We start from the raw sequence: 23,070 nt of genomic DNA on the forward strand, positions 1-23,070 counted from the left end.
GGTTCTCTCTTTTTTTGTGCCCAAAACCTTTCTATTTGGAGGTGAAGGAAGTGGCGGAAACCATAAGGTCAACGAAGATCGAGATCGACCTTGACGACCGGGATGCCGGCGGTGCCAACATACAGAAGCGCAAGTGCCTTGAATTGACACAGAAAATCCTGAACGAAGCCCGCGTATTCTACGTAACTTTCTTCCTATCGCTCCCGGAAAAATTCGACGAACGGATCACCTATTATTCCGAAAAGCACGGAGAATACCGGGAGCGCAAACTCAACTCCAAGGAACTTTTAGCCTGGGCCGAATCAATAACCGTATCCACCAGGGAGCACCCGGACGTACTGGACGAACAAAACTTCAGCCTGAAATTCTCCGGCATGCCCGTGGTCTACCGGCGGTCTGTCATCAATGACGCCATTGGGAAAGTCAGGAGTTACCTGTCCCATTTGAAAAAGTGGGAGAAAAGTGGGGAAGGAAAAGGAAAACCCGGCTGGCCCAAAGCGGACAATTACCCGGTGCTGTACAAGGGCACGTACAGCCTGCAATTAATTGGCCTTGATCGAAAGGGCAGCTTCGTCCGGATCAAAGTGTTCGACGGGAGCAAATGGGTCTGGGTTAATTACCCGGTCAAAATCGGGCGGTGGCAGGAAAAACGGTTGGCTGAACCGGGGTGGGAAACGAAAAGCCCAAAACTGGTCATCGGCGCGAAGAAAATATTCCTGAGTGTACCGCAGGCCCGGGAAGTCAGGGCCAGGAAGGTTGAGGAATCCAAACTGGACCCCGAACTGGTTACTGTCGGAGTGGATCTGAACGTCAAGAACCTGGCGGTGGTCACGGTCATGAAGAGCGGCAAAGTGATCGAAACCGTATTCATTAAAGACAGCGGTCTTGACCGGCACCGGTACCTGCATTTAAAGCTGATCAGCAAGCACCAGCGCCAATCCGGCAAAGCAGTAAGAGGCGAACGTTTTGATTGGCGGCTCTGGTCACACATCAAGCGCACCAACCTGGACTTCGCCCACAAAGTCTCCCGGAAGATAGCCGACGTATGCGCGAAATATCCGAGGTGTGTGCTCATATTTGAGCGGCTGGGGCGTTCCGGGCACGGGAAGGGCGGCAAAGCCAGGCGGATCAACCGCAAGCAAGCCAACCAGCTGAGGGGCTTGATCCGGGATTTGAGCAAGCACAAGGCGTTCCAATATGGGACGGTCACGGTGGAAACAGACCCCCACGGCACCAGCCATTACTGCGCCCGCTGCGGAGAAAAAGGCGAGAGGTTCTCGTTCAAAAACGGCAAGCGGGTCAAGCGCGGGTGGGGCAAATTGTTCTACTGCCCGCACTGCGGGTATGAAGTCAATGCTGATTTTAACGCCAGCGTGAACGTGCACCACAGCTTTTACCGCGAGTACCACTGGCGTATTGAAGGTAAGGCCCGAAGCGGCTTAAAGCGCCCTGCCCGGTTACAGGCCGGGTGGGAAAAGCTCCCTTGACGGACACCCGGATGAGGGGAGCGCATGCCCGTATGCGGACGAGCATACACGGAAAGTGGTGGGGCTGCGGCTGAGGCAAGCGGGCAAGGTCCCGGCCCGGATTGTTTGCTTGCCTGTATCTTTTCCGTTGACCCGTTCCAATCCGGAAGGGACCGGGGTGGGCCGTATCGGAAAAGGGCGGCTGGAACGATAAACGTTTGGTTTGCTCCAAAGTCTATGTTTGTATAGCTTTGTATAGCAAATCAAGGGTTTATTGACACCACACCATGAATGCCGGCTCCATCAGCGGCCGATGCGCTTCAGCAGGCTTTTCTGAGAAAAAGAGGGGAATATTTTGAATTTCTCACATTGAAAGGAGTGATGCTGTGCCGGTTTCTTAGTTTCACTGAGTAGGTTAATGTAGGTTAAAACTTTAAAAATTAACAACAGGAGGTTTTTCAAAATGACCAAAGGCGAACTGATTGACGTGGTGGCAAACAAAACGGGGAACACGAAGAAAGTTGCGGCTAAAGTGGTGGACGCCGTGCTCGCGACGCTGGAGGAAGCCGTCCGTAGGGGCGAGGAAGTGCGTATTGCCGGTTTCGGCGCCTTTCTGGTTAAGGAGCGGGCGGAGCGGCAGGCGCGAAACCCGCAAACAGGTGAATCCATCAGCATTCCGGCCCGTAAGGCGGTAGTGTTCAGGCCCGGCAAGGAACTCCGGGCGGCGGTGAATTAACGCGGGATACATAGTCATCCCGTTAAAACAATTAAGGAGGAATCGCAATTTATGGCTAAAATGCGTCGAAAACCCGATCCGGCGGAACGGGAAGCCGCGAAGGAAACGGTCGCCAGGAAGCGCCCGGAAACGGTCTCCGTGAAGAGCATGATCAAAAAAGTGTCCGAACGGACGCGCTTCACCCAGAAGGACGTGTCCGAAGTGGTGCATGCCTATAACGAGTTGCTGGCCGAGCAATTGAGCAAAGGCCGGCGCGTTTACATTCCCGACATCGGCACGTTTTTCGCCGTTGAGCGTCCGGGCGCGGAGCGGCACATTCCCAACGCTTTTGGTCGCGGGCCGCGGACAATCACCATTCCTGACCGCAAGGTTTTGCGGTTCAAGCCGGCCCTGAGCTTAAAGGCGGCTTTGAACAAGTGAATACCCGTACCGTATGGAAGCCCGGCAGAGAGAGCATATCTCTGCCGGGCTTCTTTCTTTTCCGAAAAGGAGGTGACTTGTTTTGTTGTACCAGACCCACTTCATGGGTGGTATGGCCGCCGGGGCCGCCACGGCCCTGTTCCTTCACGTTCCCCCGTCTGCCGCGTTGCCCGTCATGCTGGTCTCCGGGGTGGCCGCGCTGGCCCCGGATGTGGACCACGGCGGGTCTCTGCCCAACCGGCTTCTGGGACTGGGAGGCAGGGTGGTGTCCGCAGTCGTGCCCCACCGCACCATGACCCACTCCCTGGCTTTCTGTGCGGCGGTGACTTTCGGTTTGCTGGCGCTTCACACCCCGCACATGTACGTTTTGGCCGCCGTGGTTGGCGTGCTGTCGCACCTCGTTCTGGACAGCCTCAATCCCCACGGTGTGCCGTGGCTCTGGCCCTTGGGGAAACACTTCAGCACGGCGCCCCTGGTTTTCGCCGCGGGGAGTTTCGGCGAAAACATGGTTGTCCGTCCCGCCATGTACCTGGCGGTTTTTCTTTGTGTGGCCAGGTTTCTGGGGTTCAATTTCAATTTTTAGGCGGAGGTGAGTGTCAAGGTGCGGAAGGAGTGGTTATAGCGGAATTCCTTTTTTTATGCACTTATTGACTGCTTATTGTGAACATCAAAAAAAGAAAGGAGTTGTCGCTTTATGGATAACGGGATCCCCACCGACGTCCTTTCCAAAGGTGGGTTGAACAGCGGCGGCATCAACGGAAGCACGGTCATCACGCCGTTCGTAACCATCATGAACGACGTGATCGCCGTTTTAGCCGTGATTTTCCTCGCCTACGCGGTGTTCCACCTGGTCCTGCACGCCAAGGACCTGACCTCGGGCAAGAAAGACATCCACAGCGTTCGCGGTTCCTTCATCAACATCGGCATCGCCCTGGTCATTTTAATGCTGAGTCTCACCAAGGGCTGGTACCCGCTTCTGAACTGGATTTACACCAACATCATTAGCCCCATTCTCGGGCAGTTCCATTAAGAAAAGGCGGTGCTGTCCGCGTGCGAAAATTCATGGCGGTTTTTGTTCTACTGTTCTTGATTTTTTCCATGCTCGCGCCGGCGGCGGTTTTCGCCGCTGACTCCGGCGCGAGTTCTTCCGGCTCTTCTTCCACCCAGTCAAATTCGGGAGGGGGCGGCGGGGATGGCGGCGAAAGCTGGCTGGCCCGACTGGTTCACGCTGTGGAAAGAGCTGTGGATGCAATCCTTAATTTCCCCTCTCGGCTTGCCGATGCCTTACTGAAGGCCATGTCCAGCGTATTTTTCAACATGATCGGGTCGACGGTGGACGCCATCCTCCAGGTGATGGACGGCATACTGGCAGTCGCCTTCCTCAACACCACGCTTTTATACAATATCCCGTGGGTGCTTCACGGAAACGCGATCGTCTGGATCATTTGCCTGGTCGTCGCGGTGCTTTTCCTGACGCTGGACGTTTTCCACATCCTTCACGGCAGAAAAGACGCGGTTCCCGTGTTGTTGACTTTCGGCGCCGCCATATTGCTTTCCGTGTTTTCGATCCAGATCGTCGACATCATGATCTGGTTCTCCAATACTACGGCCAATACTCTCGGCCAGGGGGCTTTGAACGCGTTGAGCGCCGCCGCGCACGGGGTTTCATTGAAGATAGGCAGCCTCACCGGAGACCAAATCGTCAGTTTTCCGTTTCAAAACCCGCAAACGCTGGGCACGGCCATACCATTCCACAACAATTTCATCACGCCCGTGTTCAGCACGAACATCGACAGCAACTACGTCCAGGGTTCCGGGGGAGTGATCGGCTACTGCCTGGCCGCCGCCGGCTGGCTATTGCTCTGTCTTCTCTGCCTGGCCAGGCTTTTCGTCATCTGCGTCGGAGCCATGCTGGCACCGCTTTACATTTCCTTCTCCATCATCGCCGCCCGACTGGAACCGGCGGTGGGCTGGCTGGCGCTGATGCTCCGGTCCGTGTTCGTCCAGTTGTTGTGGGTATTCGTCTGGACGGCCATGATCTGGGCCAACGTGAGCTATTCCACGCAGAATCTCAAGCCGCTCCTGGGCCTGTCCGCCGCGGGGGTCAACATGATTCTGCTTTTCGTCACCGCGTATCTCACCTACCGGTTTTGGGCCAAACCTTCCGTGGCGCAAATCAAAAAGCCACTGTCCCTGGCCGGCGGTGTAATTTTGGAGAAAGTGGGGCAGTTCGGTGAAACCGTGGGCCAGCTGGTGTCCGTAGCCGGCATGCTCACCGGCCAGCCGGAAGTTGTCGCCGCCGGCAATGCGGTGCGCGGCGGGTCCGGCAAGGTGAAGAACTACGGGGCCAGGGCCAGGGAATACGGTGCCAAGGGCATGTTCGACCTTTCCGGCAGGCCGCCGGAAGAAGAGAGTCGTCCGCTGACCGCCAAGGGCATGGACGCGCTGAAGGGCTACGCGGAGAAAAGGTACAGAGAGCATATGAAGCGCTTAGCGGAGGAAAAAGACGAGGAGGGCAAACCGAAGCACAAGCTTTACTGGACAAAGGGAGAGAAATTCATAGTGAAAGATCCGATAACCGATCTCCCGCAGGAAGTGCCCGTGAGGCCAAAAGATCATATCTACGCCGGTGAATGGAGCGATAAGTGATCATGAGAGTAGAATTTCCCGCCGACATCAGGGAGGACGTGCACATCTTTGGTACGTTAAGGCTTTTCCACCTGGTTTATTTAATCCCATCGGTCGTGCTCGGGTTGTTGTGCGTCGTCCCGCCGTTCCCCTGGGGAATGAAGCTGGTCCTTATACCCGGCGTGCCCTTCGCGGTGTTCTGCTGGCTTCTTTTCGACGTTCCGGGGATACTGCGCCGCCGGCGCGGGTTCAAAAAAGAAACCGATTTGCGCACGGCGGCCCAGGGGGATAAAAATATTCAGGAACTGGTCAACGTCAGCGAGGCCGACGGGATTTTCATCGTGACCCGGGACCAGGAGCAATGTCTTTACCTCGGCGTTACCCCCGGGGCGTGGGACACCAAGCCGGACGAGGAAAAAGACCAGGCGGGCGTCGCCTGGATGCAGGCCGTGCTCCGGGTGCTCGGCCACGGCATGAAGCTGGACTGCTTCGTGATCAACGACCTGGAAATACTGCGCGGCGGAGACGCCGGGGAGCCGGATCGGCCCGGGCGCTCCCAGCCGAAATCCCTGGCCAAACTTGCCGAAGCCCGGCGGGAATATTTTCGCATGCTGGGGGAGACCGGTTTTTCCCGGTCTTGTACCTATGTGGTCAGGATTTCCGCCGATCCGTTTTCCCTGGACTTTCACCCCAAACCGAAAAACAAGCAGGAGCGGGAGCTGAAAACCCGGCAGGTGATGGGCGAGATCGCTCGCGATGTGATGCAGAAATTGCAGGCGTCCGGGGCGTCGGCGGTCGTCCTGTCGCCTGAGCTGGTGCGCGACCTGGCGGCGCGACAGCTGAATCCGAAGTTGCATCGAGGCATGGAGCCGGTGCGCGGCGCCGCCTGGGAGTTGCCGGAGGTGTCCGGTAAAGACCGGGATCGGTCCAAGGAAAAGATCGTCCTCAATGTCGAAGCGGCGAGGGCGGAGCCGGAATTGGAAGTGGCGCGGGGAAATGCCCGCCCGGGTTTTGTTCCGCCTCCGCCGGCGGTTCCGCGGATGCACCGCTTGGATGGTCAGGTCGAAGAGCCACGGAAAAGCGGGAGCAGGTTACCGCTGCTGAAGCTGAAACCGGGTCTGCCGAAGCCCGCCGGCCCGCTGTCCCTGTTCTGGCTCGCGGCTCGTCCGTCCTTTGCCATGCTCAATCGGGGCAAGGCGAATCTGATCGTGATCACCCGGGGGTGCAACGAAAGTGCCCGGCTTTCGGGACTTACCAGCGAGCTTTACAGGCGCTACCGCATGGTCAATTCCGTGTGGTTCGAATGGAAGCGGGGGATGGCGGCGGACGACGTGCCGTTGGATGTTAGGAAGGCGATGCGCTCCGGCCACGTTTACATCGCGTTTTCCAATTCCGGCTGGTGGCCGGGGAGCGATGCGAAGGAATGTCTTTCCCTGCTGCAGGAAGTGGCCCGGAAGTACATGTGCCGCGTTGAGGCGTACATGCTGGGACCGGACGGTTCGGCGCAACAAATCAAATGAGGCGTATTTTGAGGAAAGGGCGTGGTGAAATTGCAAGTTGATATTAACCAGATAATCGTCGACGAAGCCATCTACCCTCGTTCCGCCGTTGATCCGGAAACGGTCGAGCGTTACCGGGAGGCGCTGGAATCCGGAGCGAAGCTCCCCCCGCTCGTGCTGATGCCCGACAACAGGCTCATTGACGGGCGGCACCGGTTGGAGGCGTACCGCCTTTTGGGGGCCGAAGCGGTGGAAGCGGAGATCGAAGAGCCGGCCGACCCCGACGTGCGGGCGGTGGAGAAGAACCTCCGGCACGGTCGCCCGCTGAGCAAAGCCGAACTCAAGGAAGCCGCCCGGCGGTGGTATGGGAAAAGGCCGGTTACTGAAATTGCCGGCTTACTCGGGGTTACACGGCAGACCGTGCAGAACTGGGTGGCCGACCTGGCGGCGGAGCGGGAGGAGGCCCGAGCGGAGGCCCGCGAGCAGGCCCTGCGGATGCGGGCGGAGGGGTTGACTCAGGAAGAGGTAGCGGAAAAATTGGGTATTTCTCAACAAACAATATCGCGATGGGAAAATCAGGAATACTCAAGTGTAAAAAATTTGACACTTGAGTATGAAAATATTTCCAATGCCAGCAGATGTGAAGAGGAATATGCGGCTGTAAAAAATTTGACACATGCATATGCATATACAGAAAATTCTAGTTTTCGGCTTTTAGATAGCAGCTTGGCGGCGGAGCGAGAAGATGCCAGGGCGGAGGGGTTGATCCAGGAAGAGGTGGCAGAGAGGCTGGGATTAGACCGGACTACTATTTCAAAATGGGAAAATATACCATGTGAAAGTGAGAAAAATTTCTCACCTTCACATGAAAATAATTCCAACAGGAAAGAGAACCAGTTTCAAACCAATCAACCGGACGAACAACCTGCAGTTGGCAAGCCAAAGCAAACATCCCTGAACACATCGTTGGAGCAGGTCGTTTCCCGGCGGGAATGCTCAAGTGAGAAAATTTTCACACCTAAGCATGAAAATAATTCCAGTTATGGAGATGGTGGAAAAGGACAAGAGATCGACCTCATGCGTGGAACCGGTAAAAATGAGGTTGATGGTAACGCAGAGGAAATGTCTCTGGGAGAGGTTGCAAAGCCACAAAAAATTGCAATGGAAATATGTGGTCGGGTTAATAATTCTGTAACGGATCAAGAAGGTGTGGAAGATAATGATAATGATGTTTTCAATTATGAACCGATTTTGACGAAAGAAAATAAGCCTTTTGCAGACTCGTTACGACCGGCGGCAGCGCACATTGACTTAATAAATACATCTCCCGTAAACTCGACTCCGGTTCAGACTCGCGAAAATAATAAAATGATTCAGCCACAAGCCAGTCAATCCAAGCAAAGTCTTAGGGACAATTCCGAATTTAGATCGTCTTTGGAAAAGGTCACTTCATTGTGCAGGGAGCTGGGCGGTGCCATTGACCGGGTACTTAAAAATCACAGCGATTCTCTGGCCGAACTTGCGCAAGAGAATGATATCGTTGACAGCGGAAGTCTTCGCGAGGTGGCCAGCAAAACGGCCGACGTAATGGCCTACACGATGTTCAGGCTTTCCCTGGAATTTTTAGCAGACCGGCTGTCCGGTCTTTTTGATTTGTTGGAAAGAAAGCCGCCCAAGTTTGTCGTGTTGAAAGGGGGGAAAAGCAATGGCGAAAAGAATTAACGCCGAGGCGTTGCTGGCCTTGTTGCAGGAAAGGCACCCGGAAGGCTTGCCGGTGGGGGAAGCTGCATTGCTTCTTTGCCAGAGCGACGGCCCACGTCAACGGGCCAGGGTGTACCGAATGGCCCGGGCGTTGCGGGAAATGAATATCGTCGTTTACGCCATTGGCGGTGTCTACTATTTGTGCGGCGGGGATGCGGAAAAATTGTTGCTGGTTGGCGAGCGCAAGGAAGCCCAAGTGATCGGTAACATAGATGGTCTTTTGCGCGTCGTAGAAGAAACGGTTGATGCGCTGAAGGCAAGCCCAGATCCCGCGAAAGCCGCGCTGTTCCGCCAGCTTTGTCGCCGGGCGCGCGAAAGGATCTTGCGGTTGGCGAAGAAATTGGCGTAGGTACAAACAGGCCCGGCCTTGTGCGCCGGGCTTTCTTTTTGCGCAGCAACATCGGGTATCGGGAAAGGAAGTGGTTGCCATAAAAACCCTGATTGTCGCAGAAAAACCGTCCGTGGCGCGGGACGTCGCCGCCGTGCTTGGCCGTTTCACGAAAAAGGACGGTTGGCTGGAAAACGGGCAATACGTCGTGTCGTGGGCGCTGGGCCATCTGGTGGAATTGGCCGAGCCGGAAGACTACGACAAATCGCTGAAAAAATGGAGCTTGGATACCCTCCCCATCATTCCCCAGCGGTTCAGGATCCGCCCGGTGGAGAAGACCAGAAAGCAACTTGACATATTAAAACGGTTGCTTAATTCCCCCGAAATCGGCCTGGTGGTCAACGCTTGTGACGCCGGGCGGGAAGGGGAATTGATTTTCCGCCGCGTCTACGCCTGGTGCGGGTGCAAGAAACCGGTGAAAAGGCTGTGGCTTTCCGAAGCGACACCGGCGGCGGTCAGGAAAGCCCTGTCGGAACTCCGGGATGGGCGGTACTTCGACGACCTGGCCGCGGCCGCCGAAGCGCGGAGCCAGGCTGACTGGATCGTGGGGATGAACGCCACCCGGGCCTTCACGGTCCGGCACGGAGAACTGCTCTCCGTTGGCCGGGTCCAAACTCCCACTTTGGCCCTCATTGTCGCTCGGGAGCGGGAGATCAGGGAATTCGTTCCCCAGACTTATTGGGAAATCTGGGCCATATTCCAGAAAACCAGCGGCGAAACCTATGCCGGCAAGTGGTTCAAAGGGGACAGCGATCGCCTGTTTGACTTCAAGGAAGCGGAGGCCGTCGTAGCCAGGGCCGCCGGGGCCGACGCGGGCAGGGTTGTCCGCGTGGAAAACAAGCGGGTGAGGGAACTCCCGCCCATGCTGTTCAACCTCAACGACTTGCAGAAGGAGGCCAACCGGAGGTTCGGGTTCACCGCCCAGCATGTGTTGGATGTGGCCCAGGCGCTGTACGAAAAGCATAAGCTCTTGACCTACCCCAGAACCGACAGCCGGCACTTGACTTGGGCGATAGCGCGGGATACCCTGGCCTCCCGGCTGGCCGCCATGGCCGCGGCGCCGGAATACGCCGGGTTGGTGCCGCGGGACCCGGCGCCTCTGGGCAAGCGGTACGTGGACGACGCCAGGGTGACCGACCACCACGCCATCATCCCGACGGCTATCGCTCCCAACCTGGCGGCGCTGGACCAGGATGCGCGGCGGATTTACGATCTGGTGGCCCGCCGGTTTCTGGTCGCCTTTTACCCGGAGGCCGTTTATGCCGAAACTCTGGCGGTGACCGAAGCCGGCGGCGAAACGTTTTTCTCCAAGGGGCGGGTGGAATTGGAGCCGGGGTGGAGAATGGTTTACGGCCGGGAGGGCGTCGCGGAGAGCGATGACCATGCTTTGCCTTCCCTTGTTGAAGGCGAGCCGGTTTCGGTGGAGGACGTGAAGCCGCTGGAAAAGCGCACCAAGCCGCCGGCCAGGTTTACTGAAGCCACCTTGTTGGCGGCCATGGAGAACGCCGGCCGACTGGTTGACGACAAGGATATGGCCGATACGTTGAAGTCCGCCGGGGGTATCGGCACCCCGGCCACAAGGGCGTCGATTATCGAAACGTTGATCCGGCGGGCCTACATCCAACGGGAAAGTAAGAGCCTGGTTCCTACCGGGAAGGGCGAGAGGCTCATCGATCTGGTGCCCGAAGCGGTAAAGTCGGTTGAGTTGACTGCCCGGTGGGAGCAAGGTTTGATGGAGATCGAACGGGGGCGGATGAACGCGGGCCAGTGGCTGAACGGGATTAAGGAGTTTACCAAGGAATTGGTGAGGTGAGCATTGTGGATCAACAGACCATAACCGGCCGGAGCTTTGCCGAATACCTGGCGGCCGTCGCCGGCGGCATCGAGAAGCATCCTCAGCACACCATCGTCGGCGGCGACATATACACCCGCGTGCTCCGGGTGGCCGCCTGGCCCGGCTACCCGGTTGCGCCGGGATTCCTGGAGCGCATATATAAGCCGAAAGTATTGCCGCAAAACGTTACGCTGGAGATCGTCTACCAGTACCGCAAGGCGGTACTGGACTGGGGCTGGAAAATGAACTGGAAGTACCAGCGCCTAGCCCGGAAAGTCTCGACCGAGCAAACGCCCGATCCGGCAGAAGTCAAAGCGCTGGAGGCCATGGACATGCTCAAGCGCGAGAGCTACTACGGCGGCGCGGACACGGTGGACATCTGGATGTACGTGGTCGTTCGGAGCATCGGGGATCCCGGCGCCCTGGATGCGGTTGTTCAGCGGATCATCGCTGATTTCAAAGACATGGGTATGCTGGCCGTGCAGCTGGTTTACGAACAGCAGGCGGCTTTCCGGGAAACGTTCGTGCTGGGGCGCTCCGACGAGGCGTTCCAGAAGGCTTATCCGGGCCGGATCGTGCAGTCCGACGCGGTGGCCACGCTGTATCCCTGCCTGACCGGGAGCGTCAACGACGGGACGGGTGTTTATTTCGGACATTCCGTCAGCACCATGACGGCCAACTTCGTCAACCTGAAGAAAGGTAAGGAAAACCAGAACATCATCGTGCTGGGGGCGTCCGGGGAAGGGAAGTCCACGTTCCAGAAAGCGATCATCCAGGGCATGCGCATGGAAGATTTCCTCGTCATCGTGTTCGACATGAACGGGGAGTACCGCGAACTGGCGGAACGCACCGGCGGCCTGTACATCGACCATACGATGAACACCGGCAAGTACATCGACCCCCTGTCCATACCGCCCAAAATGGGCGTGCCGGAAGAGGACGACGCCAGGTTGTTCGCCGTTTCCGACGCTCTATTGACCACCGTGAGCATTCTAGCGGATGGCATCACGCCCGGAGAACGGAACGCCGCCGACCGGGCGCTGATGGCAATGTACGAAGAGGCCAAAATCAATCTGGATGACCCGAGCACGTGGGATTTCGAAGAACAGCCTTTCGATATGGAGGATTGGTGGGACTTCCTTTGCCGGGATAAAAAGCCGGAAGCGGCCAGTTTGCGGGACAAGCTGGCCATTTATTTCACCGGGAGCAAACGCAATCTTTTCAGGAACGCCGAACAGGTTACGGTACCCAAGGACTGTTCGCTGGTCGTGTTCCAGGTGGCCCAGAGCGTCGAGGGCGCCGACGCCCAGGTGGGTGCGGCGAAGATGACTATGACACTTTCCTTTGTTCGTGACTTGCTTCGGAAAGAAAAGATCCGCGGCAAGCGGTACACGGCGGTCGTTTTCGATGAGGCACAGCGTCTTTTGTTAAATGCCGAGGCCAGCGCGTTCATCAATACATTGGCTACCATGATTCGCCACCTGAACGGCCTGGTCGTGGTGGCCACCAACAAGCCGTATGTCTTCTGGGTGCACGGCACCGGCGGCGAGGGCGGCACGGGCGTGTGGGCCAACAGCAAGTACAAGGTTTTCTTCTGGCTGGAGAACTCCGAAATCGCGGCGGTGGAGAAGAACGCCGAGATTCCCAAGGAGATCACCGACATGCTCAAGACCATGCACTTAAGCCACCAGTTCCTGATCCGGCACCTCGACCGGGGGTGGGACCGGTGCCAGATTTTTCTCCCCGATGAGGAAATGGCAATGTACGAAACCAGGGGGCTGAAAAAGAATGGCTGAAGCGGCAGCGGTGGAAGAAAAACGGGGCGGACCGGCTTTGCCGTTGCTGTTACTCTTCGCGTCTCCCCCGTTCCTGTTTACCCTTGTGGCGTTCCTGTTTTATTTCGGCACCATGCTGGCCGCCCCCCTGGTCGTGTACCCGCCCGTCGCCGGGGAAATGTTCGGGGATTACGGCGGCACCGGCCCGGGCGGATTGCCGTCCGGGCCGGTTCCTTCGTACGTGCCTGAGCAGATAGCCTATAAGCCGGTGGACGCCGCCGGGGAACAGGCGGTCATAGCCTGGCTGGCCGCCCGCGGGAGCGCCCTGGCCGACGAGGCGCACATGCAGGCCCTGGACGCGGCGGGGAAGCGGTGGAACGTAGACCCGCTTTTATTGCTGGCCATTACGGGCCAGGAGCAATCGTTCGTGCCGAAGCGGTATTCGGATTGGAGCATGGTCGAGAAAAACCCGTTCAACGTGTTCGGGAGCTGGATACGGTATCATCCGGGCTTCGACGTGTCGGCGATGTGGGCGGCGTCCACCGTGGCCCGGCTGTCTCGGAACTGCCCGCCTGGGGTGAGCGTAATTCAATGGATCAACGGTTTCGGGGCGGACGGTTTCCGTGACAACCCGGCCTGGGGGTACGCCGGAGACCCCAACTGGTGGGTCGGGGTGAGCCGGTTCTATAGTCAGTTGCAGGAAATTGCGAAGGGGAAATGAAGAGTTCGCAGAGGCCGCGCGCAATTCAGGCGGCCTCTCTATTTATTGGCTCTGGGGAAGTTCGTTGAACATAATTATCTGGAAACTGTGTGGAAAAGAGGGGTTATGATAGCAATATTTCATACCAATTACAAGGGAACCCTACAAGTGAAATATCCACTTCATCTTTGTATTCCGCAATAATTGCTTGTAAATTAGTAGAAAATGATATCCATTTTTTCCTGCTTCTTATTAAATACTTTAAAATAAAAATGTAGGTAAACAATCTATCATCCAGGAAACCTAGCTTTTTGATTTCCTTGCTTAATTTTGGGGTTATTGTAAAAGTCCTGTTATAAAGCCTACCATAATGAGCACATATATTTCTTAAGGTGACTAGTGCATGTATCCAGCTTACCAAGTATTGGGGAGGAAAATCATAGTATCCACGAGAAATTGCTTTTTGGTCTTCTATTTTTAAATTTTTAAAAAACTTAGATAACATTCCTAGGGAAAATATTTCTACAGCGGCCCATATAGGAAACTTGCCATTGTACTTTTCAATATAATGCCTAATAAATAATTCTTTGTTTTTGGTATTTTTTATTTGTTTTTGTAGCTCCAATAAAAATTCCTGATGAAAGAGAGGATCCCTAAAATATGAGCTGTTAAGATAACCCAGGGCTCCATATTTAAGCGCCATATGGTTCGCTATTTGTGTTCTTAAAGCTATCTCCACTACTTCAATAACTCCAAGTAACAAATGACGCAACTTCCGATCAAACTCATATATTTGGTAAACTGATCGGAAGGTTACACCTTCATGAAAAAGATTACCTGCTCTAAGACTTAGAGTATACCCACTTAATCTGTAATAACTTACACTGTTTAGAACCTCTTTTGCGAATTCTTCATTTTCTATAATCAATTTTCGCTGCCTTAACAGTTCGATTTGTTCTTCAATTGTCAAAGGTGGTTTAGGAAAACTATTTAGAGACCGAAGGGAACAAGACATAGCTTCCCCCCCGAAATACAAATGGCCCGCCCTGGTCCGCATAGGTATCGTTCCCGATGCCTAGAGGCGCGGCAGGCTCTGTTGACTTTATTATAAAATATAGCTCCCGGGTAGTACAACTTTATTTCAAGGCAATTTTAGGCAGAAATCGCAAAGAATAAAGATCATCTTCTGCAACCTCCGAGATACTTATACTTTTGGATTTTCTTTTAGAGGCGAGTTGGGTTGACGCGGCTTAGAGAGGCTTGTGAATTGGGCAGATGCCCTTTTTTTGTAAACCCATTTAAAAAAAAGGACGGTGATCTACCCATGACTCACGCCATTACCGCGCTTGCGTTGATGTTTCTGGCGTTGTGGATCTTGAACAAGTTCGTCCACAGGCACCTGGTCAAAACTCTGGAGTACGTGTTTGGCGCCGTGGCCTTCATCGGCGCGGTAACGCACCCCCACCAAGTGATCGCTTTGGCCAGCGACGTGGTCACGAAACTCTGGCCGGCGGTCTACAGTACCGCGCAGAAGGCTACCAACGCATTCATCACCTTCGTCAGTGAGGTGAGCAAATAATGTCGATCCCCAGAAAGAAGCGGTTGCAAAGCAAACCGGTCACGGAGAAAAGCTTTTCTGAAATGACCTGGGGCGAAAGGATATTCCAGGCCAACCTCGTTTTAGCCCTGGTCGGTGCCGGATGCGCGTTCTACGTTTACCAGCCCGAACTGCGCCAGTGGGTTTTAAACCTCATTCCCCTTCCGCTGGCCTACAAGGGGATGGAATTCGGTCTGGGCATCCCGGCGGTCTGCCTGGGCATTTACCTTTTGCGGCAGAAGCCGGTGCTCGACAAGCTGGGCCGATTCGCCAGCTGGCTTGACAACATAGGCGCGGATAAACAGGCAGAAGCGAAACCTGCCGGCAAAAAGGTGGAAGATCTTCTGCCCGACGCTCCCAGGGAAGCGTACGAGCGCAGCGGCCAGGGGATCGCCCGGCGAGTGGCCCCGGCTCTTGAGCACATCGGGCTCACGCAGCCCGGAGAGAGGGTGGATGTGATCGACGTTTCCGACGGCCCGGCGGCGGCCCGGGTGATCATTTTCCTGCCGCCGGGCCTCCGGCTGACCCGGGTGCAGAATTCGGCGAAAGATCTCCAGGCGGCCATAGGTGCGCCGTCTCTCCAGGTGGTTTCCGGGCCGCGGGCGAACACGGCGGCATTGATCGTTACTCACCGGAGAAAACAGCCGGTGGTCTTGAAGCAGGTGGTGACCTCCGACGAATACCAGGAGCTTTTGAAGAAAGGCGGCCTTCCGGTGCCGGTGGGCGTGAACGAAGTGGGCGAACCGGTGCTGACCGACCTGACCAGGGTGGCCCACCTCCTGGTGGCCGGCGCCACCGGGGCGGGCAAATCCTGGTGGTTGAACGAAGTGCTGGTTTCCTGGTTGATGTACCTGGGGCCGGACCGGTTGCGCATCGCTCTGGTGGACCCGAAGCAGGTGGAGCTTTCCGATTACCGCGATTTTCCGCACGTGCTGAAAGTGGCGACGACGCCGAAAGACGCGGTGGCACTTCTCAAAACCTTGTGCGCGGAAATGGACGCCCGCTATGCCATGTTCCGGGATGCTGGGGCGAAAAACATCGCCGAATACCGGCGCAAGACTAAGGACAACATACCGTACATCGCCTGCGTTATCGACGAACTGGCCGACCTCATGATTCAGGCCAAAGACGACGTGGAGGAGAATTTGCAGCGGCTCACCCAGCTGGCCCGGGCAGCCGGCATCCACCTGATCGTGGCCACGCAGCGGCCTTCGGTGGACGTGATCACGGGCGTGATCAAGGCCAACCTGCCCAGCCGCATAGTGTTCCGCCTGGTCAGTCAGCGCGACTACATGACCGTGCTGGACAGCGACCCCGGCGTTACGCTCACCGGCAAGGGAGACGGCCTGGCGTTGTTGGAAGGAGAATTCGGCTTGATCCGCTTCCAGTCCCCCGGCGTCGGCGTCAGCGACGAGCAAACGGAGCAAGTGCTGGCCCGGTTAAAAGATTACTGGCGGCGGCGCGGAGTAGAAGCGGCTCCCGTGCCGGCTTTTGACGGGGCGGGGAAGAACGGGGGAGCAAAGGGACGGGCAGGCGGTGAAACCGTGGAATTGGCCCCTTTGGGTAGCGGTGACGATGATGATGAAGCTCCGCAACCGCCGGTGTATTTGGAAACGGGAGAAGTTGGAGGGACGAGGACGCGGGAAGAAAGCGAATCCGGTTTTGAAAGAGGGGAAGAAGACATTGTTCGGCTCAAGCGTTACGTCGCCAGGCTGGCGGTGCATCTGGAGTGCGAAAATCCCGGTGGGAAGGATGTAAGGACACTTCCCTCCACCGTGACTTTGCGTCAGGAATTGCGCATGGACAGAAATCGGTTGTTTGAATTGTATCGCCAGCTGGAATCCGAGGGATGGATCAAGGGCCAGGGGGCGGGCAAGCCTTATCTCCTGGTGGTAAATCCCGAGGAAGCGGCCGAGTGGTTGGAATCCCTGGAAGAGGAAGAATGACTCCCAACTTTTCAGAACCAAAAATTTTGAGATATTTCGACCTGTATTCCGAACCTGTATTCCCGGCCTGTATTTTGGGGGTGACTTTATAGAGCCATGCGGTAATACAGGTGGTCAATACAGGTCGGGGATACTCCATATATTTCCAGATAGCTCCCAACTTTTCAGAACCAAAATTTTTAAGATAACAGAATACCTGTTCGGCAATTGTCACCGAACAGGTATTCTGTTTTTTTAAGGCATAAGTTCTGAAAAGCTATCTTTTCGGAATGAAATCAGGGAACATGTGTTTTACAGATCCAGTAAAATCGCGGGGGTGGGATCGTGGCCCGGACCATTTATCTCACGAAATTTGGTTCTGAAAAGTTGGAAAGGCTTTTGGACGGATTTAAAAGTCACCTGGAAGCGACTGACAGGAAATCGTCTATCAGGGTATACCTGGGCGACGCGCGACGCTTTTGCGAATGGATTGCCAGGAAATACGGCAGTTTCAACGCCCAGGGGGTGTCGCCCCTGGACATCATTGAGTACCGCGCCTACCTGCAAGAGCGCGGCGGGCGCAAGGGCAGCGGCGCGGCTCCGGCCACGGTAAACAAAGTTTTGGTCAGCCTTAAAGTATTTTTCGATTGGTTGAAAAAGCAAGGAGAAATAAGGGATAATCCGGCGGAGGACATAAAGCAGGTGGCCCTGGCCGCGCCCCCGTCTCCCAAGTGGCTGAACCGGAGTGAACAAGCGGCGTTGATCCACGCTGTCCGGGAAGGAGGAAATTCCCGGGATGAAGCTATTATAGGGTTGATGCTCCACGCCGGCCTTCGCGTAAGCGAGGTTTGCGGGTTGAAACGGGAGGATATCAAAATATCCGATCGTTCGGGTTTTGTGGCCATAACCGGCAAAGGGAACAAATACCGGGAGGTGCCGTTAAACAAGACGATCCGGAAGACGCTGGCCCGGTGGCTGGAGGAAAATCCGCGGGGACCGCTGTTTCCCAACCGGCAGGGAAAGGCCATTACGACGAGGAGCGTGCATAAATTGGTGGCCGAGTATGCATACCGGGCCAAGCTAAAAAACGTCACGCCTCATACCTTACGTCACACCTTCTGCAAAAACCTTATTGACATGAAAGTGCCCATCGATCAGGTGGCGATGCTGGCCGGGCACAGCAGTCTCGATATCACCAAGCGGTATACTGTTCCTTCGCGCGAGGATCTCCAGGAGGCTGTGGATCGAACGGCGTGGGAGTGAAATGAAGTGTGTAATTTATGAAAAATTGGGTCATGCTTCCCCAGGCTATGGTAAAATTATATAAATTTTATTGAGGGGGAGCATTTAAAAATGGTTTTAGGGGCTACTTACCAGAAGAAGCATATTATGGTTCCTGTGACGTTTGCTCGATTATATTTCCAACCATCACTTTTTTCTTCCCAAGATGAACCACTGCTTCTTTTCCAAGATTTATTATCGCGAGAAATAAGAAATATCTATACCACAAGGAGGGGAAATAAAAAGACTGGTTGGGTCATTACTGATAATCACGTAACAAGGCACGGAGATACCGACTTTGGTGTAGGGAAATTAGGTCGGATTTCTCCCAAAAGAATAAGAGCTTTCGATGATGCTGTGTTTACTGAGATTAGAGAAGAAGTATCAAAAGGATATTTGGATTCATGTTTTGTTGTAGATTTTTCAAACTCCTGGATTGCTTTTGAAACTAAAACGGGAATATCTGTTGAGCAGTTTTGTCAGGCTTTTGTTGGAGTTTGTATGACGGCAGAGCATAGGCTTGGCTTTATATCATTATATCCTGATGTGGAAAGAGCAGCATACATGGAAGCTTTTAAAAAGTTAAAGATTATTCAAAAAGTAAGAATTGAGTTTGTGGTCCCAAATCCGCAGATGTATGAATTGGCAAAAGCAATACAGAATAAACTTTTGATTGAACCTAAAGCAGTAAAGGCTATTATCGATTGTGAGGGTTCAGCAAAAGGTTTAGAACATGATAGTGATATTGTTAAAATCGCCGGAAATCTACCATTAGATATGCCTCAATACGGAGTTGTTGAGGTAAGAGGTATGCAAAATGAAGATAGTCCTCTTCAAATAGTTAGTTCTTATGATAAAGCAGTTAAAACAACTGTTTCCATGCCCAAAGAAAAAGAAGGAAAATGGCAAGTTCTTATGGACTTATTAATAAAACGTAAAAAATGAGGTGACATAAATATGATAAAAATTGTTTTTAAAATAATCAAGGAATATGGTTTTAAAAATTTGTTATATTGGGATATGCTTTTTGCTTTACTCATGGGAGTTATTGTTTACCTATTTATCAGTTCTCTTTGCAGGGAACAAATTATTACCTTCCTTGGACCTACTATTGGGGCAAGTGCTTCGTTGGTAGCTGTTCAAATATCAACAATTGCGTTGCTGGTTTCGTTGATTCAGAAGGAAACTATTATAATGCTAGCTCCTGATAGCACGGAAGAACGTAACTTGATTCTTGCTTTAGGAGGCCCGTTTTTAATCGGAACTATATCCTGGATAATTGGTATTTTATTTCTTTTAACAAGTCTTATGATGGTCATAAGAGATTACTTTTTTCTAAGTAGAATTTTTATTGCATTTGGTACGAGCTCGATAGTTTATTCTATTATTATGATTCCAAGTTTAATTGCATTTATTATTGACCTATTAAATACCCAGGCGCAATTTTTAAAAAAGAATTATGGCGATCGCCACGGGTAACATGGTTGAGGCTGTAATACTCCGCCGTGGGCTTAAGTTCAGCGGCCTCTTCGGATACCCGCGTGTAGTCATTTCTTATGGTATTTGTGATATGGAAAATACGGCTTTTGAAAAAAGAGAACCATCGAAAATATTTTCCTGGTATTCCCTGGGAACGGCGTTTTTGATCATTTTCCACATAAAACCCGTTTTCCTGCTTTTTCTCGCTGAGAGGTGATCTTCTTGCGCGTCTTACTTGCTACAGGCCAAAAAGACTTGGACAAAAAATTAACCCAAGTCCTTTCCCGCTACGGGATAGATTTGGCCGGAGTCTGTCAAAACATTGCGGCTCTCCTTTCCCATGCTAAGGAGGCAGACACGGTTATCCTGTCTCCCCGGTTGCAGGGAATAACGGAAGCGGAAATTGTTGACGCCCTGAAAGATCTCCGTGACCGCGGTTTCCGAGTGGTATTGCTCCCCGGGGATCCGGGCAACCCCGAAGCGCGGGACCTGGCGGCCGGGGTCGTGGAGGCGGGCATTTATGACCTGATCTGGAACCCGGTTTCCCCGTCTGACGTGGTGGAGCGGCTATTGAACCCCGCCACGCCGGAAGAGGCGGCGGGGTTCATCGCTTCGTTACGTCCACCGCTTTCAAGTGCGCGGCCCGCGCGGGAAACGGGAAAAGATTCCGGTGAAACCGTAAATAACACCGCCGACGATACTGTTGGCAATTTTCTGGAACATGTTAAATTGCCGGAAGACTTCTTTATTTACGGTGGTAAAACCCCGGACGAAATTGCCGCTGCAAACCAGACCGCCGTCATACTCCCGGCTGATCGGCCGGACCTTATCGACACAATAAAATCTCTGCGCCGGGACTTCCGTCTGGCGGCGGTGCCTGTCGTCGTCCTGGGGGAATGCGACACGGTTTGCTGCTACCAGGCGGGCGCGGATGAATGCGTTGACGTACTGGATGATCAGTCTATCGAGCGCATCCGCGCCCGGGCAAAAAAGATGAGGGAGATGTGGGAACAAGCCGAAAAGGACCCCCTGACCGGTTTATACAACCGCCGGTTCTTGGAAAAGTACCTGGTCGAACAGGAGCGGCGATACCGGGAAACCGGGGTACCGTTTTCCTTGCTGATGTGCGACCTGGACCACTTTAAGCGGATCAACGACACCTACGGCCACGACGCCGGGGATGCGGTGCTAAAGGAATTTGCCGCCTTTCTGGCCGGCGGCGTGCGTCATGTTGACCTGGTTGCCCGGTACGGCGGGGAAGAATTTATCATTATCTTTCCCGGGTTGGATGATGCCCGGGGGATCGCCGAAAGGTTATGCCGGGGATGGGCCGGACACGTCATAAGGTTGCCAGATAGTCAGGTGATTCAGAGTACCTTTTCTGGCGGTCTAGCCGTCATGGGCCGGGATGCGGAGGACATTGGGGGGCTGATCAGGGCGGCAGATGGGGCGCTGTACTGGGCCAAGGGTGCCGGGCGGAACAGGGTGGTGGCCGTGGGGGACTTGGTTGATAAACAGCACGAAGCGATGGCTGAAAGAAAGGCGCCGGTTAAAGAAAGGCTACAGAGCCAAATCGCATCAAGGAGAATTTTACCTTCATTTAAAAGCAAGAGCGTTGAATTCGAGAAAAAGATCCGCGCCCCGGCGGATCTTGAATATGCCATCGACGAAATCAAAAGGCACAACGTCATTGTTGTCTGGAACCTTGATAGCCGTGGGAAAGTCGAATCGGCGATAGAAATAGCCGTTAGTTTAAAAAAGCTTAAGCGGAAAGTTTTATTGGTGGAAATGGACTTCCTCAACCCGGCAATGGACCGCATCGCCGGGATTCCTGTCGTTAAAAAGAAAGACATTCCCGGCAAGACCGTCATGGAAATCGGGGCTGGCTTATTGACGCTCGGTTCCTGCCTTGAGCCGGAGCACGCCGCCGGGTTGATCCGGCAAAAGTGCGGCAGTTTTAAAGTAGACTACCTAGCCGCCGGGAATGATTTGGGCGTCGTCGAATACGCCGGCGAACAGGTATACTGCGACATGATAATTTTGCTGGCCCGTCGGTATGATCAGGTAGTCATTGATCTGGGCGTCGGCATGGACGGCCCGACTTTTAATGCGGCTGTGAAATGCGCCGACATTCTGGTTATACCGGTTTCAAACGATATCGCTGCATCTGCTCGATACGAAAAAATCATGTCCGTCAAAAATGTAGTTTTCGTTAAGAGGAGATGATGATTGTGGGTGAATGGATAAAAGATATCCAGCGCGATCGAGAGAATATTATTGAAGAACTGTCTAAGGAACTCCGGCAAAAGCACCCCTGGCTGCTCACCAAAAAACTGGTCGGCAGAGATTACGAAAAGGCCTGCGAGATAGTACGGACGGCCGTGCTTAGCAACAAAGAGCTGCTCTTTGAAGAAAAAGACGAAGCGTTCAGGCGGATCATGGGCCAGGTGACCGGCTACGGCCCCTTGCAGGAATTTTTCGTTGGAACGGTGCGCGTCCCGGACATCAGTCGCCCGGTGGACGCCAGCGAAATAACGGAGATCATGGTAGTGCCCGCACCGGACGGGCCGCCGAAAGTATTTTATAGCTGTCACGGGCGGCGTTACTATGCGGGCGACAATTATTTCCCCGACAACAAAGTTTTGCTGGAATATTGTCAGAAGATATGCGACGACTCCGGCCGCCCGCTGGTGGTGGACTCGCCCATACAGGACGTCTGGCTCAAGGACGGCACCCGGGTGGCGGTGGTCGCCTTCGGAGCGTCCCCGCTGGGGCCGGCGGTTACCATGCGCAAGTCGCCGCTCTTGATGCTCCCTTTGCCGATGGACGAACTGGTGAAGAAAAATATGCTGCCCGAATTCGCCGCCCGCCTGTGCAGGGATTTGTTAATCAAGGGCTACGCCAAGATAGGCATATTCGGGCGCACCGACAGCGGCAAGACGACCTTCATGAAAGCGTTGGCCCTGTTCTACCCGCGCTACAAGCGCATTATCATAACCGAAACGTCGTATGAGTTCTTCCTGCCCGGTTTCGACAACTGCCTGAATCTGGTGGAAGTGATCAGCGCCGGCGTGGTCATCGTGGACATGACCATGCTGTGCAACGTCGTAAACCGCAGCAACCCGGACATATCCATCGTGGGCGAACTGCGGTCCAAGGAAATCGTTCCCGCCCTGCAGATCGCCGCTTCCACGAGTTGCTTCATGACCACGGGGCACGCCGGAACGATAAGGGACCTGCGCACCCGCATCGTCGGGATGCACCGGGACGCCGGCATAGAGCTGCCGCGGGATTCCCTGGACGAGACCATATCCACACTTTTCGATTTCATTATTTTCCTGGGCAAGGAGACCAGGACGAAAGAAGAAAAGCGCACGCTCATGTCCATAGAAGAAGTGGTTCCCGGCGGCTACCGCACTATAATCAGGTTTGACTTCGATGAGTTTGCCGCTACCGGCAAGAGGCGCTGGATTTACGAAAATACCGTGAGCAAGGAAAAGCTGTCCCGTCTAGCGTTCCAGGGAGCGGAAATTTTGCCGGAATATAAGGAGATCAAGCAGAAATATCTTTATTGAGGGGAG

Annotated in this window: 20 protein-coding genes; 19 read left to right on the plus strand and 1 reads right to left on the minus strand. The window is 54.4% G+C overall.

Translation table 11 applies throughout. The features are described from left to right. Nucleotides 1–50 precede the first annotated feature (50 nt). From GFC01_RS06140 to GFC01_RS06195, 12 genes are all read left to right on the plus strand, one after another. A complete protein-coding gene (locus tag GFC01_RS06140; RefSeq protein WP_152945765.1) occupies nt 51–1,487 on the plus strand; it encodes an RNA-guided endonuclease TnpB family protein in 1,437 nt (478 codons plus the stop codon). Between the two features lie 442 nt (nt 1,488–1,929). Then, nucleotides 1,930–2,202: an HU family DNA-binding protein gene (locus GFC01_RS06145; protein WP_152945766.1), complete on the plus strand. Its 273-nt coding sequence runs from the start codon at nt 1,930–1,932 to the stop codon at nt 2,200–2,202. A gap of 51 nt (nt 2,203–2,253) precedes the next feature. Continuing rightward, nucleotides 2,254–2,622, plus strand: coding sequence for an HU family DNA-binding protein (locus tag GFC01_RS06150; protein WP_152945767.1), 369 nt, complete (start codon nt 2,254–2,256; stop codon nt 2,620–2,622). Nucleotides 2,623–2,704: 82 nt separating this feature from the next. Continuing rightward, the gene (locus GFC01_RS06155) at nt 2,705–3,205 is read left to right on the plus strand and encodes a metal-dependent hydrolase (RefSeq protein WP_152945768.1); all 501 of its coding nucleotides are present in this window, start codon (nt 2,705–2,707) and stop codon (nt 3,203–3,205) included. A gap of 111 nt (nt 3,206–3,316) precedes the next feature. Beyond that, entirely contained in the window at nt 3,317–3,652 is a 336-nt protein-coding gene (locus tag GFC01_RS06160; RefSeq protein ID WP_152945769.1) for a hypothetical protein, read from the plus strand. A gap of 20 nt (nt 3,653–3,672) precedes the next feature. Then, nucleotides 3,673–5,271 carry a hypothetical protein gene (locus GFC01_RS06165; RefSeq protein WP_152945770.1) on the plus strand — a complete coding sequence of 533 codons (1,599 nt, stop codon included), beginning with the start codon at nt 3,673–3,675 and terminating at the stop codon, nt 5,269–5,271. Continuing rightward, a complete protein-coding gene (locus GFC01_RS06170) occupies nt 5,268–6,770 on the plus strand; it encodes a hypothetical protein (RefSeq protein WP_152945771.1) in 1,503 nt (500 codons plus the stop codon). Before GFC01_RS06165 ends, GFC01_RS06170 begins: the two co-directional genes overlap by 4 nt. Nucleotides 6,771–6,794: 24 nt before the next feature. Further along, on the plus strand, nt 6,795–8,471 hold the full coding sequence (locus tag GFC01_RS06175; protein WP_152945772.1) for a helix-turn-helix domain-containing protein: 1,677 nt from the start codon (nt 6,795–6,797) through the stop codon (nt 8,469–8,471). Next, nucleotides 8,455–8,859 carry a hypothetical protein gene (locus GFC01_RS06180; protein ID WP_152945773.1) on the plus strand — a complete coding sequence of 135 codons (405 nt, stop codon included), beginning with the start codon at nt 8,455–8,457 and terminating at the stop codon, nt 8,857–8,859. Before GFC01_RS06175 ends, GFC01_RS06180 begins: the two co-directional genes overlap by 17 nt. Nucleotides 8,860–8,929: 70 nt before the next feature. Next, the gene (locus GFC01_RS06185; protein WP_341473786.1) at nt 8,930–10,711 is read left to right on the plus strand and encodes a DNA topoisomerase 3; all 1,782 of its coding nucleotides are present in this window, start codon (nt 8,930–8,932) and stop codon (nt 10,709–10,711) included. Then, entirely contained in the window at nt 10,708–12,528 is a 1,821-nt protein-coding gene (locus tag GFC01_RS19960; protein WP_152945774.1) for a TraG/VirB4 family ATPase, read from the plus strand. Before GFC01_RS06185 ends, GFC01_RS19960 begins: the two co-directional genes overlap by 4 nt. Further along, nucleotides 12,521–13,228: a hypothetical protein gene (locus tag GFC01_RS06195; protein ID WP_152945775.1), complete on the plus strand. Its 708-nt coding sequence runs from the start codon at nt 12,521–12,523 to the stop codon at nt 13,226–13,228. The genes GFC01_RS19960 and GFC01_RS06195 overlap by 8 nt, the downstream gene beginning before the upstream one ends. Nucleotides 13,229–13,331: 103 nt before the next feature. Here GFC01_RS06195 and GFC01_RS06200 read toward each other — a convergent pair whose 3' ends face one another. After that, entirely contained in the window at nt 13,332–14,264 is a 933-nt protein-coding gene (locus tag GFC01_RS06200; protein WP_152945776.1) for an Abi family protein, read from the minus strand. A gap of 267 nt (nt 14,265–14,531) precedes the next feature. On the opposite strand from GFC01_RS06200, the gene GFC01_RS06205 reads away from it, so the two are divergent. From GFC01_RS06205 to GFC01_RS06235, 7 genes are all read left to right on the plus strand, one after another. Beyond that, complete coding sequence (locus tag GFC01_RS06205; protein WP_152945777.1) at nt 14,532–14,786, plus strand: hypothetical protein; 255 nt, start codon at nt 14,532–14,534, stop codon at nt 14,784–14,786. Next, nucleotides 14,786–16,750, plus strand: coding sequence for an FtsK/SpoIIIE domain-containing protein (locus GFC01_RS06210; RefSeq protein ID WP_152945778.1), 1,965 nt, complete (start codon nt 14,786–14,788; stop codon nt 16,748–16,750). The genes GFC01_RS06205 and GFC01_RS06210 overlap by 1 nt, the downstream gene beginning before the upstream one ends. A gap of 324 nt (nt 16,751–17,074) precedes the next feature. Further along, entirely contained in the window at nt 17,075–17,992 is a 918-nt protein-coding gene (locus GFC01_RS06215; protein ID WP_341473787.1) for a tyrosine-type recombinase/integrase, read from the plus strand. A gap of 90 nt (nt 17,993–18,082) precedes the next feature. Further along, entirely contained in the window at nt 18,083–18,955 is an 873-nt protein-coding gene (locus GFC01_RS06220; RefSeq protein WP_152945779.1) for a DUF4747 family protein, read from the plus strand. 12 nt (nt 18,956–18,967) lie between these two features. Further along, the gene (locus tag GFC01_RS06225) at nt 18,968–19,489 is read left to right on the plus strand and encodes a hypothetical protein (RefSeq protein ID WP_152945780.1); all 522 of its coding nucleotides are present in this window, start codon (nt 18,968–18,970) and stop codon (nt 19,487–19,489) included. A 300-nt stretch (nt 19,490–19,789) separates the two neighbouring features. Then, the gene (locus GFC01_RS06230; RefSeq protein WP_152945781.1) at nt 19,790–21,715 is read left to right on the plus strand and encodes a diguanylate cyclase; all 1,926 of its coding nucleotides are present in this window, start codon (nt 19,790–19,792) and stop codon (nt 21,713–21,715) included. Between the two features lie 5 nt (nt 21,716–21,720). Continuing rightward, nucleotides 21,721–23,064 (plus strand): ATPase, T2SS/T4P/T4SS family, encoded by a 1,344-nt coding sequence (locus GFC01_RS06235; protein WP_341473788.1) that lies wholly within the window; start codon nt 21,721–21,723, stop codon nt 23,062–23,064. The last annotated feature ends 6 nt before the right edge of the window (nt 23,065–23,070 follow it).

Source organism: Desulfofundulus thermobenzoicus (genome assembly GCF_009428905.1).
Classification (GTDB): domain Bacteria; phylum Bacillota; class Desulfotomaculia; order Desulfotomaculales; family Desulfovirgulaceae; genus Desulfofundulus_A; species Desulfofundulus_A thermobenzoicus.